Annotated in this window: 15 protein-coding genes; 9 read left to right on the plus strand and 6 right to left on the minus strand. The window is 72.6% G+C overall.

Translation table 11 applies throughout. From position 1 onward, the window contains the following. Positions 1-65: 65 nt before the first annotated feature. Both DB32_RS35830 and DB32_RS35835 read right to left on the minus strand, forming a co-directional pair. The gene (locus DB32_RS35830) at positions 66-512 is read right to left on the minus strand and encodes a hypothetical protein (RefSeq protein ID WP_053237154.1); all 447 of its coding nucleotides are present in this window, start codon (positions 510-512) and stop codon (positions 66-68) included. 134 nt (positions 513-646) lie between these two features. Next, positions 647-931, minus strand: coding sequence for a DUF167 domain-containing protein (locus DB32_RS35835; RefSeq protein WP_053237155.1), 285 nt, complete (start codon positions 929-931; stop codon positions 647-649). Between the two features lie 65 nt (positions 932-996). Here DB32_RS35835 and DB32_RS35840 point away from each other — a divergent pair, with 65 nt between their 5' ends. Beyond that, complete coding sequence (locus tag DB32_RS35840; protein ID WP_157069767.1) at positions 997-1,533, plus strand: hypothetical protein; 537 nt, start codon at positions 997-999, stop codon at positions 1,531-1,533. A gap of 9 nt (positions 1,534-1,542) precedes the next feature. Here DB32_RS35840 and DB32_RS35845 read toward each other — a convergent pair whose 3' ends face one another. Both DB32_RS35845 and DB32_RS35850 read right to left on the minus strand, forming a co-directional pair. After that, entirely contained in the window at positions 1,543-2,739 is a 1,197-nt protein-coding gene (locus DB32_RS35845) for an MFS transporter (RefSeq protein ID WP_205627102.1), read from the minus strand. A 17-nt stretch (positions 2,740-2,756) separates the two neighbouring features. Next, positions 2,757-3,404, minus strand: a complete 648-nt coding sequence (locus tag DB32_RS35850) for a hypothetical protein (protein WP_053237157.1) — start codon at positions 3,402-3,404, stop codon at positions 2,757-2,759. 125 nt (positions 3,405-3,529) lie between these two features. Between DB32_RS35850 and DB32_RS35855 the strand changes: the two genes are divergently transcribed. The 7 genes from DB32_RS35855 (at position 3,530) to DB32_RS35885 (ending at position 14,729) form a co-directional block, all read left to right on the plus strand. Further along, positions 3,530-5,161 carry an adenylate/guanylate cyclase domain-containing protein gene (locus tag DB32_RS35855; RefSeq protein WP_157069768.1) on the plus strand — a complete coding sequence of 544 codons (1,632 nt, stop codon included), beginning with the start codon at positions 3,530-3,532 and terminating at the stop codon, positions 5,159-5,161. Between the two features lie 146 nt (positions 5,162-5,307). Beyond that, a complete protein-coding gene (locus DB32_RS35860) occupies positions 5,308-6,066 on the plus strand; it encodes an enoyl-CoA hydratase/isomerase family protein (protein ID WP_053237159.1) in 759 nt (252 codons plus the stop codon). 59 nt (positions 6,067-6,125) lie between these two features. Beyond that, entirely contained in the window at positions 6,126-9,536 is a 3,411-nt protein-coding gene (locus DB32_RS35865; RefSeq protein ID WP_053237160.1) for an ATP-binding protein, read from the plus strand. A gap of 42 nt (positions 9,537-9,578) precedes the next feature. Beyond that, complete coding sequence (locus tag DB32_RS35870) at positions 9,579-10,583, plus strand: glycosyltransferase (protein ID WP_053237161.1); 1,005 nt, start codon at positions 9,579-9,581, stop codon at positions 10,581-10,583. Between the two features lie 113 nt (positions 10,584-10,696). Next, the gene (locus DB32_RS35875; RefSeq protein WP_053237162.1) at positions 10,697-11,590 is read left to right on the plus strand and encodes an MBL fold metallo-hydrolase; all 894 of its coding nucleotides are present in this window, start codon (positions 10,697-10,699) and stop codon (positions 11,588-11,590) included. A gap of 14 nt (positions 11,591-11,604) precedes the next feature. Then, a complete protein-coding gene (locus DB32_RS35880; RefSeq protein ID WP_053237163.1) occupies positions 11,605-13,338 on the plus strand; it encodes an N-acyl-D-amino-acid deacylase family protein in 1,734 nt (577 codons plus the stop codon). Between the two features lie 419 nt (positions 13,339-13,757). Beyond that, entirely contained in the window at positions 13,758-14,729 is a 972-nt protein-coding gene (locus DB32_RS35885) for a hypothetical protein (RefSeq protein ID WP_157069769.1), read from the plus strand. Here DB32_RS35885 and DB32_RS35890 read toward each other — a convergent pair whose 3' ends face one another. Then, on the minus strand, positions 14,730-15,392 hold the full coding sequence (locus DB32_RS35890; RefSeq protein ID WP_157069770.1) for a glutathione S-transferase family protein: 663 nt from the start codon (positions 15,390-15,392) through the stop codon (positions 14,730-14,732). 111 nt (positions 15,393-15,503) lie between these two features. Then, positions 15,504-16,754, minus strand: a complete 1,251-nt coding sequence (locus tag DB32_RS45930) for a Kazal-type serine protease inhibitor domain-containing protein (protein ID WP_053237166.1) — start codon at positions 16,752-16,754, stop codon at positions 15,504-15,506. A 390-nt stretch (positions 16,755-17,144) separates the two neighbouring features. Between DB32_RS45930 and DB32_RS35900 the strand changes: the two genes are divergently transcribed. Continuing rightward, positions 17,145-17,582: a hypothetical protein gene (locus DB32_RS35900; protein ID WP_053237167.1), complete on the plus strand. Its 438-nt coding sequence runs from the start codon at positions 17,145-17,147 to the stop codon at positions 17,580-17,582. The last annotated feature ends 15 nt before the right edge of the window (positions 17,583-17,597 follow it).

A 17,597-nucleotide genomic window follows, 5' to 3' on the forward strand; every position in this document is an offset into this window, starting at 1 on the left:
GAGGGATGGGATGGATGGATGGGAACGGGAACGGATGGAACGGATGGAAGTCTTTGCGCGGCAGCTCAGAGGCGACGAACGGCGTCGATGAGCCACGACTGCCCGTCGCGGCGCAGCGCGAGCTGCGCGTCGACGATCGAGCCCTCGCCGGTGCGCACGCGGAGCGCGACACGCGCGCGATCGCCCTCGACGTCGACCGAGCGCTGCACGAGCTCGAGGTCCCCTTCGGCGAGCGGCGACAGCGCGTCGCGGATCGCGTCGGCGGGATCCTCGTCGTCCTCGCCGAACTCGGCGCCCCAGTCGTCGGCGTGCACGGTGATCGGCGCCCGGGCGGAGTCCACGTGGGCGAGCACCGCGTCGACGCGCCGCTCGACGCGCGCGCCGGTCAGCGCGTCCGCGATCTCCGCGATCTGCTCCTCGTCACTCTCGACGAGCGCGTCCGCGGCGAGCGCGACACCACCGACCGCCACCGTCGCGATCAGACCCCACACTGCGAATCGGCCCCACTGCATGGCCGGGGGTTGAGCAGCTCACGTGCCAACCGCAGAAATCGCGCAAATCACGCGATTTCGGCCGACCGGGGTTGAGGAAAATGACAACTTGTCCAGAGCTGCTCGACGGCCGAGCAGCTGTCGATGACAGCTCGTCAGGGCACCAGCGCGCGCACCGCGTCGGCGGCCACGCCGCGCACCTCGACCCGCTTCGCGCGCGACGTCTCGCCCCGCAGCAGCACCACGTCGCGCTTCGCGACCCCGAGCTTCTTCGCGAGCAGCGCGACGAGCGCCGCGTTCGCCTCGCCCTCGACGGGCGGCGCGGTCAGCGCGACCTTCATCGCGCCGTCATGGACCCCGAGGATCGCGTCGCGGCTCGAGCGCGGCGCCACCCGCACGTCGAACCGCACCACCCCGGGCCCCTCCTCGATCGACAGCATGTCGCTGCGGACGTAGTCGATCGCGCGGCTTTCGCGAAGACCCTTCGTGCGTAAGTATTCCCGTCGTGGGGCAGACGCGGGTCGGGGTGGTGGTCGCGAGCGCAGCGCTGATGTGCGCGCTCGTGATCGCAGTGGGCGTGCAGCATCCAACCAGCGCGCAGGCTCCAGCCTCGGCCCCACTGACCGTCGGCGGTGCTCGCGCGCGGTCCGGCGTGCACCCGCTGCGCGCGCAGTTCACGCCCGATCCGTTCTCGGTCGCGGCCCATCCCGGAGGACCGATCCACGTCGCCGATCTCCGCCTCGGCGCGGGCTGTCGCGGCTACGTCGCCGCCGAGCCCGACGCGATCGTGCGCTTCTCGGGATCGGCGCCGCTCCTCCGCTTCTTCGTGCGCGCGACGACCGACGTGACGCTCGTGATCGCCGATCCCGGCGGGCGCTTCCTCTGCAACGACGACGCGGTCCCCGGCCGCACGACGAACGCGGTGGTCGACGTGTTCGCGCCGCGCCCCGGCCAATACGACGTCTGGATCGGCGCTCACGCAGCAGGCACGACGATCGACGCGACGTTGTTCGTGACCAGCTCGCGCGACCAGCGCCCGTGACGTCGCAGCTCACGCTCTGACGAGCCCGCCGCGCGCGTCCCACGCGATCAGCAGCGCGCCCGAGATCGCGGCGATCAGCGCCCCCAGCCCGAGCGCGTGCAGCGGCCCGAACGCCTCCCAGATCCATCCCGTGAGCAGGCCCGCGGGGATGGCCGTCACCCCGATCACGAAGTGATAGAGCCCGAACGCGCGTCCTCGCGCGCTCGGCGGCGCGAGGTCCTTCACCATCGCCTTCTCCGCGGGCTCGGTGAGCCCGTGGTACGCGCCGTACACGACGAAGATGACCCACGCCTGCCACGCCTCGGTGGCGACGCCGAGCGCGAGGTACGTGAGCGCGTAGACGATCCATCCGATCGCGACGAGACGCGGCCGCGGCACTCGATCCGCGAGGTCCCCGCCGATCCAGGTGCTCGCGACCTTCGACACGTGGAGCACCGCCCACAGCACCGGGATCATCGCGACCGGCACGCCGAGATCCTGCGCGCGCAGCAGCAGGAACGCGTCCGACGAATTCCCCAGCGCGAAGAGCGCGAGGATGCCGAGATAGCCGCGCAGCGAGCGCGGCACCGCGGGCCCGGCGATCGTCGGCGCCTCGCCCTTCGCGACCGGCATCGCCTCGGGCGCGGGCTCGCGCACGCTCAGCACACAGAGCAGCGCGATCACGCCCGGGATCAGCGCCGCCGCGAACACGCCGCGCACCGTGAGCCCCAGCGCGATCAGTGCGGTCGCGACCAGCGGTCCGACGACCGCGCCCGCGTGGTCCATCGCGCGATGGAACCCGAACGCGCGCCCGGCCTCGCCCGGCTCCGCCGCTGCTGCGATCATCGCGTCGCGCGGCGCGGTGCGCACGCCCTTGCCGACGCGATCGACGACCCGGATCGCGAGCACGTGCGCGGGGATCGCGGCGAGCGCGATCAGCGGGCGCGCGAACGTCGCGATCGCGTAGCCCACCACGACGAGCGGCTTCTTGCGCGGCGCGCGATCCGCGACGTAGCCCGAGCCGAGCTTGAGGAAGCTCGCGGTCGCTTCGGCCGCGCCCTCGATCAGCCCGAGCATCGCGGTGCTCGCGCCGAGCGTCGCGAGGAACGCGGGGAGCAGCGGCACGATCATGTCGGACGCGACGTCGGTGAAGAAGCTCGTCAGCCCGAGCGCGATCACCGCGACGGGCAGACGTGCGCGCGACGTCGGAGAGCGCGGCGAAGCCACGCCGCGAGGATGCGCGATCAATCGCTCGCAGCCAGCGGCACGAGCGCGGTGCCGAGGCGACGTCCGTCGTGGCTCGTCACGTCGGCGCGGAAGAGGATGCGCCCCGCGTCGGCGGGCACGTGCTGGAAGAACAGGAACCCGTCGACGAAGCCGCCGGGACGCAGCAGCCCTTCGGGGAGCTCGCGGCGGCGCATCTCCTCGACCGGCAGCTGCACGTCCTGCCACACCGCCGCGGCCTCGCTCTCCGGCGCGGTGTAGAACGCGTCGAACGTCGGCGACGGCTCGAAGCCCTCGGCGTCGATCTCGCGCGCGACCGGGATCGGCTGCGGCATCGCGTCGGGCGCGCGGTACGGCGCGACGGTGAGGTAGCGGCGCATGCTCGTGTCGGTGAGCGCGAAGTGCCCGTGGCGGATCAGGATCGGTCGCGGCCCGACGTTCTCGATGCGCACGCGCACCGGCGTGAGCACGCGCGCGATCTGATCGCGCCCCGTCCACGCGTCGCCCTGCACGATCCACCGCACGCCCGCGGCCTCCGCCCACGCGGCGTCGGGCGCACCGACGACACGATCGGCCTTGCCGGCAGGCGTGAGCTCGGTGGTCGCGCCACAGCCGGCGAGACCGAGCACGAGCGCGAGCGAGAGCAGCTTGGAGGGGATGCGGCGCATGTTCTCTCCTCTTCGAGAGCGCATGGGCGCCGACGTTCGTCGCGGAAACCCGTGGCGCGCTTCGTCGTGGCGCACCGCCACGATCGCGCTTCTTTCGCGCGCCGGACGCGGCGACAATGGACGCGATGGCGGGGACGACGAACCTGGATGCCGGTGCGCGGATCGCAGAGCTCGAGGCGCGCGTCGCGCTGCTCGAGGAGCGCTGGCGCCTGAACGACGCGGTCGATCGGCTGGCGGAGATCGCGGTGCGCGATCGGCTCCCGCTCGATCACGCGATGCGTCTCTTGATGCCGGTGCTCTGCGACGCCGTCGACGCGCGCGTCGCATGGATCCGCACCTACGACGAGACGCTCTCGCTGCACGACTACGTGCACGCGACCGGCGACGAAGCGACGCTGCCCATCGACCTCGACGCGCTCGCCGCGCGCGCGGATGCCGGGGCCGTCCTCGAGCGTGTCGGCTCGAGCACCGTGGTCGCGCAGCGGATCGACGTCGCCGGCGATCCGTTCGGCACCGCCGCGGTGCTGATCCCGACGGCGCTCGACGACAGGCAGGCCGAGCGAGTGCGCGGCCTGCTGCACGTGTTCTGCGAGGAGATCGACAACACGCTCGCGTCGATCGCCCTCGCGCGGAAGAAGGCGCTCGCGATCGACGCGATGAGCGACGCGCTCGCCGAGCCGGTGCTCGACGACGGCCTCCGCGCCGCGCTCGCGATCCTCCAGGCGAACGTGCCCTTCGAGGACATGCTGCTCGTCTTCCGACACGAGGACGACGCGTCGGGCCGCACGCTGCACTACAAGATCATCCAGAACGGCGTGCTCGTGCACGACTCGACGACGCGCGCGGATCCCGAGATCGACGCGTTCCTCCGCTCGCGTGCGTTCCGCATGATGGCCGGCGACGACGCCGAGGTGCGCGAGCGCTTCGGCATCCGTCGCTACCGCGAGGAGGTGCTGATCAACGGCGTGCGGTCCGCGCGCGTCGTCGGTCGTCTCGTCGTCTCGAGCAAGCGCGGCGAGTTCAACACGTTCGATCGCGATCTGCTCGACCGCTTCGCGGACTCGCTGCGCCAGCGCATCGTCGACTTCAACCGCGAGTGGAAGACGCTGAGCGTCGCGTTCCCGCGCGACGCGTGCGATCGCCTGCTGCGCGAGGAGAGCTATCGGGAGAAGTACCTCACGCCGCGCGAGCGCGAGTGCGCGGTGATGTTCTGCGACATCAGCGGCTTCACGCGCGTCTGCGAGCAGGTGCTGGTGCGCCCGCAGGCGATCGGCCGGCTCGTCGACACGTGGAGCGAGCGCGTCGTCGAGATCCTGTGGGAGACCGGCGGCGTCTTCGACAAGATGGTCGGCGACTGCATCATCGGGATCTGGGGCCCGCCCTTCTTCGATCGATCGTCGAAGGAGCTCTGCCTCGCGGCGATGGACGCCGCGGCGCGCATCCGCGACTTCACGCGCTCGCTCACGACGCACGAGGATCTGCCGGAGCTCGCGGGCGCCGAGCCGCTCGACGTGGCGACGGGCCTGCACTGGTGCCCGCTCTTCGTCGGCGTGTTCGGGCCCGACGAGGACTACACGGGCTTCAGCGCGGGCATGAACAACACCGCGCGCCTACAGGGCCAGGCGAAGGGCGGTGAGATCCTGTGCATGGACTCGCTGGTGGGCGTGGTCGACGACGACGCGCGCTTCGAGGCGTGGCGCGAGGCGAAGGTGAAGAACGTCGAGCACCCGCTGCGCTTCCGCGCGATGAGACGCTAGGTGTCTCGGCGCTACGGAATCCGTAGCGCTACGGATTTCGTAGCAGAAGCGTCCCTCTCCCACCCTCACCTGCACTTCCTGCCCTCCTGAGCGGAATCCTCTTCTTCTTCCTCGTCTCCACGGGGTGAAGTACCGTGCAGCCCGCCATGAACGACGTGCTGCGGGTCGAAGATCACGGTGCGGTGCGCGTGCTGACCCTCAGCCGCCCCGAGAAGAAGAACGCGTTCGACGTCGCGCTCACCGAGGCGCTCTGGAGCGCGCTCGAGCGCGCGAGCGCCGACGAGAGCGTGCGCGTGGTCGTGGTCACCGGCGCGGGCGACATGTTCTCCGCGGGCGCCGACGTGAACCTGTTCCTCCAGGCGGGCACCGGCGGGCTCGAGGGCGACATCAGCAAGGTCGCGCGCCTCTACGAGCCGCTGCGCGCATGCACGAAGCCGGTGATCGCCGCGGTGCAGGGCCCGACGGTCGGCATGGGCGTCACGATGCTCCCGCACTTCGATCTCGTGTACGCCGCCGAGCACGCGACGTTCTTGGTGCCGTTCGTGCGGCTCGGGCTCGTCGTCGAGTACGCGGGCTCGTTCGCGCTGCCGCGGCTCATCGGGCACCAGCGCACGCGCGAGCTGCTGTTGCGCGCGAAGCCGATCGACGCGCGCACCGCGGAGCACTGGGGGCTCGTCACGCGCGTCTTCCCGCGCGAGTCGTTCACCAGCGAAGTGATGGCGATCGCGAACGACGTCGCGGCGCTGCCGCCCGGCGCGATCCTCGAGTGCCGTCGCCTCGTCGACAAGGGCGAGCAGAGCGACATGCAGCACGCGATCGACGAAGAGAACCGCGTGCTCGCGACGCGCTACGGCAGCGCGGAGAACGTCGACGCCGTGAAGGCGTTCCTGACCCGTCGGAAGTGATCGACCTTCGTTGCGGGGGGCGCCGCGCGCGCCTAGGTCCGCAGCCCCAGGAGCAGCTCTTGAACGGACCCGGCGAGCCGGCGAACGACCTCTCGGCGGCGCTCGCCGACATCATGGAGCTCGTGCCGACGCGCATCGCGTACATCGACGCCGGCGAGCGCTTCCGGTTCGCGAACCGCGCGTACGTCGCGTGGCACGGGCGCGGTGTCGACGAGGTGGTCGGGCACACCGCGCGCGAGGTGCTCGGCGAGACGGCGTACGCGATCGTCCACGAGCACATCCGCGGCGCGCTCGCGGGCGAGACGCAGCGCTTCGACACCGAGATCCCGTACGCCGAGCGAGGCGCGCGCTGGGTCGAGGTCGTGTACCTGCCGCGGCGCGCCGACGACGGTCGCGTGCACGGCTTCGTGGTGACCGTCACCGACATCACCGATCGCAAGAACGCCGCGAGCGAGGTCGAGCGTGGGCGGGCGCGCATCCAGCACGCGTTCACGCAGCTGCCGGCGATCGTCTCGCTCGCGCTGGGCCCCGATCACGTGCTCGCGGCGATGAGCCCGTCGGCGATCGAGGCGCTCGGGCCGCTCGCCGCGCTGGGGCGCCCGCTGCGCGACGTCGTCGAGGAGCTCGGCATGGGCGCGCCGGTGCTGGCGCTCTACGACCGCGTGTACCGCGAGGGCGCGGTCGTGCGGACGCCCGCGACGCACTACGTGCTGCACGGTCGCGAGCGGGTGTTCGACTCGACGTACCAGCCGCTGCGCGACGAGCACGGCGGGATCGAGGGCGTGATCTCGTTCTCGCTCGACGTGACCGAGCGCGCGCTCGCGGCGCGACGCCGCGATCTGCTCGCGAGCGTCGGCAGCGCGCTCGCGGAGACGCGCACGCCGGACGCGACGCTCGCGTGCCTCGCCGACGCCGTCGTCCCCACGCTCGCGGATCGCGCGATCGTGCATCGACGCGACGAGGACGGAACCGTGCGGCGCGTCGTCGAGCGGGCGAGCGACGCGCCTGCCCCGACCCGAGACGTCGCGGCGATCGCGGACGTGATCGATCGCGCCGAGGCGATCGCGTCGTCGGAGGTGATCGTGGTCCCGCTCGCGCTCGGCGGCGGCACGCGCGGCGCGCTCGAGCTGACCCGCGCGCAGGGCTCGGGACGGGTGCACGCGTCGGAGGACGTCGCGCTCGCGCACGAGATCGCGCGGCTCGGCGAGACCGCGCTCGATCGCGCGCACGCGCACGCCGCGCTCGAGGAGGCGCGCGCGAACGACGCGTTCCTCGCGGAGGCCGCGCACATCCTGTCGGCGTCGCTCGACGTCGACGAGACGCTGCGTCGGATCGCGCGGCTCGCCGTGCCGATGCTCGGCGACCTGTGCGTGCTCGGCGTGGTCGAGCGCGACGGACGGCATCGCCAGGTCGCGGAGGCCGCGGACGACGACGCGCAGGAAGCGCGGCTCCGCGCGCTGCGCCGGTGGTCCGAGCATCCGCTCGCGCCGATCGCCAGCGCGATCGAGCGCCCGGGCGACGAGCCCGCGATCACCGAGCTCGACGACGCGCTGGTCGATCGCATGGCGCGCGATCCGGAGGAGCTCGCGATCCTGCGCGAGCTCGGCGCGCGCACCTCGCTCGCGGTGCCGATCGCGGCGCACGGACGCACGCTCGCGGTGCTGCACCTCGGCATGGCGCGCTCGGGGCGTCGTCACGGGCCACGACACCGCGCGCTCGCGATGCGGCTCGCGGCGCGCGCCGCCATCTCGCTCGAGAACGCGCACCTCTACACCGAAGCGCGCGAGGCCGCGACCGAGCGCGCCCGCGACGCGCAGCGCCTGCGCGCGCTCGCCGACATCTCGCGCGTGTTCGCGGAGGTCAGCCTCGATCCCGAGCTCGCGTACGACGCGATCGCGCGCATCGCCGCGCAGAAGCTCGGTGACCTCGCCGCGATCAACCTGCTCTCGCACGACGGCGAGTGGCTCGAGACGGTTGCGCTGCACCACCTGGATCCCGCGCGCGAGGCCCTCGCCCACGCCATCTTCACGCGGCCCACGCCGGTCGAGGGCTCGCTCAACGGCGAAGCCGTGCGCACCGGGAAGGTGGTGCGCATGCAGCACGGCCCTCGCGATCCGCACGTCGCGACCGATGCCGGGCGCCGCTACATCGACGAAGCGCAGGCGCGCGAGGTGGTCGCCGCGCCGCTCGAGGTGCGCGGTCGCGTGATCGGCACCATCGCCGTGACCAGCGAGCGCGAGGGCAAGTCGCTCGACATCGAGCTGCTGGAGGAGATCGCGCACCGCGCCGCGCTGCTGATCGAGAACGCACGCCTGTTCCGCGCTGCGCAGGACGCGACGCGCATGCGCGACGAGCTCGTCGCGACGGTCTCGCACGAGCTGCGCACGCCCCTCAACGCGATCCTCGGCTGGGCCGCGATCGCGCGCGCGCGCACCGAGGACGCGACGCTGATCACGCGCGCGCTCGAGACGATCGAGCGCAACGCGCGCGCGCAGGCGAAGCTGGTCGACGATCTGCTCGACGTGGCGCGCATCGTCGGCGGCACGATGCGGCTCGAGAGCGCCGACCTCGAGCCCGAGCTCGTCGCGCGCGCCGCGATCGACGCGCTGCGCCCGGCCGCCGACGCGCGACGCGTGCGCATCGATCTGGTCGCCGAGGATCCCTGCCCGCGGGTGCGCGCCGACGCGTCGCGCCTGCAGCAGATCGTGTGGAACCTCGTCTCGAACGCGGTGAAGTTCTCCCGCGACGACGGGCACGTGCGCGTGACGCTGCGCCGCAACGGCGACGCGCTCGAGATCGTCGTCGAGGACGACGGCATCGGCATCGAGCCCTCGTTCCTCCCCCACGTGTTCGAGCGGTTCCGCCAGGCGCGACCGACCCCGGGGCGCGGCAAGGGCGGTGTGGGGCTCGGGCTCGCGATCGTGCGGCACCTCGTCGAAGCACACGGCGGCACCGTCTCGGTCGCGAGCGACGGGCGCGATCGCGGCACGCGCTTCGTGGTGCGGCTGCCGGCGCGGCCCGACGGCGCGGACAGCGCGACCCACGCGCTGCCCGAGCCCAGCGCGCTCAACGGCGTGGTGCGCCTCGACGGAGTGCAGGTCCTGCTCGTCGAGGACGACGACGACACGCGCGAGGCGCTGCGCGTCGCGCTCTCCGCCGCGGGCGCCGAGGTCGTCGACGCGCGCGACGGAGCCGAGGCGCTGCGCGCGCTCGACCGCGCGGTGCCCGACGTGATCGTCAGCGACGTCGCGATGCCGGTGCTCGACGGCTACGGCTTCCTGCGCGCGGTGCGGGCGCGACCGCAGGTCGGCGGCGGGAACGTCCCCGCGATCGCGATGACCGCGTTCGCGCGCCCCGAGGACGCGTGGCGCGCCCGCGAGGCGGGCTTCCAGACGCACCTCGCGAAGCCCGCCGATCCCGCGACCGTCGCCCGCGCGATCGCCGAGATGACGCCGCGTCGCGCGCGCTGAGCCGTCTTGGCGCCCTCCCGCGCGCTGCGGCATCCTCGCGCCGTGCCTCCACACGATGCCAGGGCGCGCGACGTCGGGTGCGTCGCGATCGGCCGCAACGAAGGTGAACGTCTGGTGCGCTGCCTGCGCTCGCTCGCGGGGCGCGTGGCGCACGTCGTCTACGTCGACTCCGCCTCGACCGACGGCAGCGCGGCGCGCGCGAGAGAGCTCGGCGCCGACGTGGTCGAGCTCGATCTCTCGATCCCGTTCACCGCGGCGCGCGCGCGCAACGAGGGGTTCGCGCGGCTCCGCGAGATCGCGCCCGAGCTCCGCTACGTGCAGTTCGTCGACGGCGACTGCGAGGTGGTCGAGGGCTGGCTCGAGACCGCGCGCGCTCGGCTCGAGCAGGATCGCTCGCTCGCCGTGGTGTGCGGGCGCCGGCGCGAGCGCTTCAAGGACGCGAGCGTCTGGAACCGCATCATCGACGTCGAGTGGGACACGCCGGTCGGCGAGGCGAGCGCGTGCGGCGGCGACGCGATGATGCGCGCCTCGGCGTTCGTCGAGGTCGGCGGCTTCGACGGATCGCTGATCGCCGGCGAGGAGCCCGAGCTCTGCGTGCGGCTGCGCCGCGCGGGACATCGCATCGAGCGCCTCGACGCCGAGATGACGCTGCACGACGCGGCGATGACGCACGTCTCGCAGTGGTGGAAGCGCTCCGTGCGCGCGGGGCACGCGTTCGCCGAGGGCGCCGCGCTGCACGGCGCGTCCGAGCAGCGACACTGGGTGCGCGAGACGCGCCGGATCTTCTTCTGGGGCGCGGTCGTCCCCGGCGTCGCGATCGGGGCCGCAGTGCCCACGCTGGGCGCGAGCCTCGCGCTGCTCGCCGCCTATCCCGTGAGCGCGTCGCGCATCTATCGATCGACACGCGCGCGCGGGCGCTCGCGCGCCGACGCCGCGGCGTACGCGGTCTCGGTGCCGGTCGGGCGCTTCGCGGAGCTGCAAGGCGCGCTCAAGTACCACCTCGGCCGCGTGCGCGGCCGGCGCAGCGGGCTCATCGAGTACAAGTAGCGCAGCGCCACGCGCACGACGTGCGACGAGGCCGCGCGCCTCGCGCTCGTGCCGCGCGATCCGACGCCTCGCGCGGCACGTGCACGGGTACGCGGCGTGCTGCGCCGCGCCACGTGCGCATCCATCACCTCAACTGCATCTCGACGTGCCCGGTCGGCGGCTGGCTCTTCGACGATCGCACCGCGTCCATCGTCCGTCGCGGCCGCCTCGCGTGTCACTGCCTGCTGATCGAAGCAGGGCGCGACCTCGTGCTCGTCGACACCGGCTTCGGCCTGCGCGACGTCGCCGATCCCAAGAGCCGCCTGTCCGCGTTCTTCCTCGCGCTGCTCGCGCCCGAGTTCCGCGCGGAGCTCACCGCGATCCGCCAGGTCGAGCGGCTCGGGTTCGAGCCTCGCGACGTGCGGCACATCGTGATGACGCACCTCGACTTCGATCACGCGGGAGGGCTCGACGACTTCCCGTGGGCGAAGGTCCACCTGCTCGAGAGCGAGCGCGAGAGCGCGATGGCGCAGCGCACCTGGCTCGATCGCCAGCGATATCGACCGCAGCAGTGGAGCACCTCGAGCGGTTGGCGCACGTACCGCGCGAGCGAGGGCGAGCGCTGGCACGGCTTCGAGCGCGTGCGCGCCCTCGAGGGCGTCCCCGACGACGTCGTGATGGTGCCGCTGCTCGGTCACACGCTCGGCCACGCAGGCATCGCGGTGCGGCGCGGCGCGGGCTGGCTCCTGCAGTCCGGCGACGCGTACTTCTTCCACGCCGAGATGGATCCCAAGCGCCCGCGCTGCACGCCCGGCCTGCGCTTCTACCAGTGGATGATGGAGAAGGATCGCGGCGCGCGCCTCGCGAACCAGCGACGGCTGCGCGAGCTCAACGGGCGCGACGAGGGCGTCGAGATCATCTGCTCGCACGACGTGCGCGAGTTCGAGCGGCTCTCCGGGCGCTCCGCCGCCGTGCCGCGCCGCGCGATGCGTCCGCCGCCTCCGCGCAGCGTGGAGATCGCGCGATAGCCTATGCTCTGGGCATGACTTCGCCCGAGCGCCTCCACGTCCAGAACGGCACGCTCTTCGACGGCACCGGCGCGCCCGGCCGTCCTGCCGACGTCGTCGTCGAGGACGGGCGCATCGCCGCGATCCTCCCACCCATGCAGCGCGTGCATGATGCACGCGTGATCGATGCATCCGGTGCATGGATCGCCCCGGGCTTCCTCGACGTGCACACGCACTACGACGCCGAGGTCGAGCTGCTGCCCGGGCTGCCCGAGTCGGTGCGGCACGGCGTAACCACCGTCGTGATGGGCTCGTGCGGGCTCTCGATGGCGGTGGGCGATCCCGTCGACCTCGCGGACATGTTCTGCCGCGTCGAGGGCATCCCGCGCGCGACCGTGAAGCCGATGCTCGAGCGCGTGAAGACGTGGGACGGGCCCGCCGCGTACTTCGATCACCTCGCGTCGCTGCCGCTCGGACCGAACGTCGCGGCGCTGCTGGGCCACAGCGCGATCCGCGCCGCGTCGATGGGGCTCGAGCGCTCGCTGACGAGCGGCGTGCGCCCCAACGAGCTCGAGCTCGCGCGCATGGACGCGCTGCTCTCGGAGGCGCTCGACGCGGGGTACCTCGGCCTCAGCATCAACACGCTCACCTGGGACAAGATGGACGGCGACGGCGATCTGCGATCGCGCCCGACGCCGAGCGTGTTCGCGACGTGGAGCGAGTACCGCCGGCTCGCGCGTCAGCTGCGCGCGCGCGGCCGCATCCTCCAGGGCGTGCCCAACGTCAGCACGAAGGTGAACGTGCTGCTCTTCTTCCTCGAGTCGCTCGGGGTGATGCGCCCGGGGCTCAAGACGATGCTGATCACGATGATGGACGCGAAGGCCGCGCGCCTTCCGTTCCGCGCCGCGGGGCTCCTCGCGTCGCTCGTGAATCGCTTGCTCGGCGCCGACCTGCGGTTCCAGTCCCTGCCGAACGTGTTCGACCTCTGGGTCGACGGGATGGAGGCGCCGATCTTCGAGGAGATCGGCGCGGGCACGGCCGCGCTGCACGAGCGCGACGACGAGACGCGCGCGCGCCTGCTGCGCGATCCCGCGTTCCGCCGCCGGTTCCGCCGCGAGTGGGGCAGCTGGCTGCTCGGTCGCGCCTACCATCGCGATCTCGACGACACCGAGATCCAGGAGTGCCCGGGCGATCGCGCGCTCGTCGGCAAGAGCATCGGGCAGGTCGCGCGCGAGCGCGGCGTCGACCCGATCGACGCGCTGCTCGATCTCGTCGCGGAGCACGGCCGCGCGCTCCGCTGGTACACGGTGATCGGCAACGATCGACCGGAGTGGCTGCGCTGGATCGTCTCGCACCCCGCCGTGCTGATCGGCTTCAGCGACGCCGGCGCGCACCTCCGCAACATGGCGCACTACAACTTCCCGCTGCGGCTCCTGCGCATGGCGAAGGACGATCGCGTGATGCCGATCGAGCGCGCCGTGCATCGCCTGACCGGCGAGCTCGCGACGTGGCTCGGCATCGACGCGGGGCGCATCGCGGAGAAGGCGCGCGCGGATCTCGTCGTGATCGATCCCGCGGGGCTCACGAGCGACGTCGACCGCATCGTGGAGGTGGAGATGCCGGGCTTCGACGGCCTGTCGCGCCTCGTGCGCCGCAACGATCGCGCGGTGCGCAGCGTGGTGGTCGGGGGCCGCGAGGTCGTGCGCGAGGGCGCTCCGCTCGACGTGCTCGGTCGCGAGCGGAGCGGCTCGCTCCTCCGCGCGGGGTGAGCCCGCGCGAGCGGAGAACCGACGCGGCCCTGGCGGATCGGCCCACGCGCGGCGACGAGCAGCCGGTCGCCACTGGGAGCTCGACATTGAGCGGGGCGAGCTCGAGGGCGCCGAGCCGGTGCGCGACATGCTCGCGCTCCCAGCGGGCGCGATCTCGCTCGACGCGTTCGAGCCCTCGCACCACCACGAGATCCACCGCGCGCTCGACGAAGCGCGGGTTCGCGGCCGGCCGAAGGCGCGTCTGGCGCGCGCGGGTGTTCGCGTCATCCGTCTCGCGGTGGTCGGCATGGGCGGCGGCTCGCCGCCCTCCGCGCGGCACCGGCCTCGGGCGCGCGATGGTGCTGCTCGTCGAGGACGACGCACGAGATCACCCACCCGGGGGTTTGACGTGCGCGCACCGTTCCTCCGAGCATCACGTCATGCGCGTGACGAGGAACGGGATCGCGGCGTGTGTCATCGCGTGCGCGGCGTGGGCGTGCGCGGAGTCGAGCGAGTGCACCGACGGGCTCAGCGTCGCCTGCGCGTGCGCCGACGGGCGCGCAGGCGCGCAGGTCTGCGTCGACGGTGCGTTCGGCGCGTGCATGTGCGGCGACGTCGAGGTCGACGCCGGCCTCGACGCGTCCACCGAGATCCCCGATGCGCAGAGCGAGATGCCCGACGCGCAGAGCGACATGCCCGACGCGCAGAGCGACATGCGCGACGCCGGGCACGCAGACGCAGGCACGCGCGGCACCGGGCACCTCGTTCTGATCGGCCACGACCTGCTCCAGGCGTTCTCGCAGGGCGATCGCGTGCTCGGCAATGCCGTCGCGCTCGCGCGCGGGACCGGCGCGATCCGCGTGCTCGACTACACGCAGTACACCGATCGCGTCAGCTGGAACCCGGTGACGCTGCTGCGCCCGCGCATCCGCGACGGCGTGATGAACGCCACCGGCCGCGACGTGACGTTCACCGAGCTCACGTCGTGGCTCGAGCTCGACGACGCGCTCGACGACGACGTCGACGTGCTGCTCGTCTACGCGCAGTCCGCCGAGCGCGCGCGCATGCAGACGATCGCCGAGGCGTGGCACCCGCACCTGCGCGCGTTCCTCGCGCGCGGTGGTGTGATCGTCGTGCTCGATCGCACCCAGGGCGGCTCGATCGAGCTCGGCTTCTCGCACGAGCTCGTGCGCGGCGAAGGGCTCTTCGCGATCACCGCGGTGATGCCGGGCGGAGGAAACGCGACGCCGCGCATCCACGACGTCGCGCTCGCCTCCGATCCGATCGCGGTCGGCGTGACGAGCTACTCGGTCGCGCAGTCCACCTGCTTCGACCGCACGACCGGGGGCGACGCGGTCGTGCAGCTCCGCGACACGCTCTGCCCGGTCGTGCTCCACGGCACGCGTCGCTGATCACGCCGGCGGCGCGACCCCGAGCGCCTGCATGCGCGCGGTGAACGCGACGATCTCCTCGCCGAGCGCAGCGACGAGCGCGCGATCGGCATACGCGAGCATCGCGACGTGCCCGTAGAGCGACGCGTCGGCGAGCGTCGGCGCGTCGCCCGCGACGAACGCATGACGGCGCAGCGACGCGCGCGTCGGGGCGAGCATCGTGCGCGCGCTCTCGAGCAGCTCGTCACGCTCGCGCGCCCAGCGCTCGACGCACCCCGCGCCCCAGCGACGCTCCTTGATGAACGTGAAGAAGAGCCGCTCGTTGTGGGTCGCGAAGCGCGCGCGGATGCCCGGGGTCGCGGCCTGGAACATCGGGGTCTCGAGGGTCGAGTCGGCGAAGTCGTGATAGGCCCACACCACGGCCTCGCGTCCTTCCGGCACCAGCGCGGCGATCGCGGGCTCGCGCTGCACGAGCGCCTCGAGGATCTCGCGCGACCCCGTGATCACGTCACTGCCGTGACGCAGCACCGGGACCATCGGGTAGCCCGGCGCGACCTTCGTCATCACGTCGCGATCGAGATAGGGCACGTCGACGATCGTGAACGGCACGCGCGCCAGCTCGAGCGCGGCTTGGACCTTTCTCGCGTAGCAGCTGTAGGCGAACCGATAGAGCTCGATGGTCATGCGCGGGACTCTGCCGCGCGCGATCCGCGCCGCAAGGTCCGCCGACGGAACGACGAAACGCCCGCCCGACACGAGGTCGAGCGGGCGCTCGCTCACGCGATCAGATCGCGGTCAGCGGCACGCGCCGGTGTGCGCGAGGCCGACGTACGCCGCGCGGCGCACGCAGTCGTTCGAGTACGTGTTGCCGTCGCAGCCGCAGACCGGGCGGTACTCGCGCGTGCACGCGCGCGGCTCGTCGACGACGCACACGCCCGCGACGTCCGCGATGTTGCAGCCGCTCGCCGAGTAGTCGCACGCGAGGCCCGCCGCGCACTCGAGCGCTGCGATGCCGCCGCAGGTCTCGCCCTCGCCCTGGCCCACGCGCTCGCACTCGCCCGCGTGGTCGACGCTCATGCCGTTGGACGCCGCGGTGCACGCGTTGCCGTAGGTGCGTCCGTCGCAGCCGCAGACGGGATCGTAGACCTGGATGCACGCGTCGGGACGGCGCGCGCAGGTGCCGGTCGCGTCGGCGCGACCGCAGATCGCCTCGGGCGCGAACGCGCAGTAGAAGCCCTCGTCGCAGGTGTCGCCGAGGCGCGCGCCACAGGGCTCGCCCTCGCCTCCCGGCGCGGGGCACTCGCCGTCGTGCGCGACGCTGACGCCCGCCGACGCCGCGCTGCACGCGTTGCCGTACGTCTGGCCGTCGCAGCCGCAGACGGGCTGGTAGATCTCGATGCACGCGTCGGGACGGCGCGCGCAGACGCCGCCGCGATCGTCGGCGCCGCACATCGAGCCCGCCTCGAACGCGCAGAAGAAGCCTTCGCCGCACTCGGGGAGGCCGCGGCTGCCGCACGCCTGCTGCGAGCCGGGCGCCGCGCACTCGCCGTCCGCGCCGTTGCACGAGACGGTGAGGTGGAACGACATCGCCTCGGGGCGGTTGCGCACCGCGTACGAGTACGAGGTGGCCATCACGAGGTAGCGCACGCCGGCGCGCGTCGACGTCGAGAGGCACGCGTTGAGCGTGTCCGCGCTGCAGTCGTCGTTGCGCGCGACGAGAGCCCAACGGCCGTCGCGCTCTTCGTAGAGCGCGACGAAGACGTCGCTGCCGTCGCGGTTCGCGAGGTCGACGAAGGTGTCGTCACAACCACCTTCGAACGTGAAGAGCGCAGTGGGACGCGCGCGGGTGAGCTCGCCCTCGACCAGCTGGCACCAGGGCGCGGCCGGGATCGAGCGAGCCGAGTCGGCGGCGCCGAGCGACGCGACGTCGAGCGCGGGCTCCACGCCGTCGGCGGGGACCTTCGCGGCCGAGTCCATCATGCAGCCCGCGAGCGCGAGGCCGGCGAGCGAGAGCGCGACGTGCGCGCGGACGAACGAACGAGTCATGTGAGCCAGAACCCTCCGGGCCGCGCCGCGTAGCAGAGCACGTACCAGTGCGTACATCCGCGCAGATCTGCGAAACGTCGCGGAAACGAAGCGCCGGTGGTGGCGGGTCGGGTCGCCGGTGAGGGCGGGCGCGGCCATCGCGCGTCGAGGACGTGGTTTTCTCACAGGTTTTGCCGACCGACGTTCGGTTCCGGCACCCCAGGGAGCCGACCGGGGTTGGGCTCGACGTCCGCATTCGCGCGCCTCCGAGCGTGGCCTGGCCCACCTACGCCTGTGGTGTCCGGCACCTCAACCTCGGTCGGCCCTCAATGCACTTATTCCGGACTTTTCCGCTGGAACGGCTCGTGGATACAGGCCGCTCGCGTTTCCATCCGTTTCCAGGAGGTGCTCATGGAGAACACGATCGGCCGTCCTCTCGCGCTCACGCTTCGCGGTCTCGCGCTCCTCACCACGCTCGTGCTCGCCGGCGCGAGCGCCGGCTGCGAGGTGTCCGACGGGACCGACGTCCGCTCGTACACCGACAGCGCCGGCCGCTCGTGCACCGTCGACCTCTTCGACATCAGCTACACCGCAACCTGCGACGCCGACCCCACGACGGTCGTCACCTGCACCGAGGGCCAGGAGCCCGCGTTCGTGCTCGACGACGACTACGACTTCGAGACCGAGATCTGGACCCTGCGCAGCTGCGGCGCGTGCATCGATCGCGCGGCGCGCACCACGTACACCGACTCGCCCTCGTGCGCGCTCGTCGACTGTGAGACCGATCTCGACTGCCTCCACGACCGCTACACGTGCATGGGCGGCATCTGCCAGGACCTCGGCAACTGATCGAGCGCGGTCGAG

Origin of the sequence: Sandaracinus amylolyticus (assembly GCF_000737325.1) — a bacterium.
Lineage (GTDB): Bacteria > Myxococcota_A > Polyangia > Polyangiales > Sandaracinaceae > Sandaracinus > Sandaracinus amylolyticus.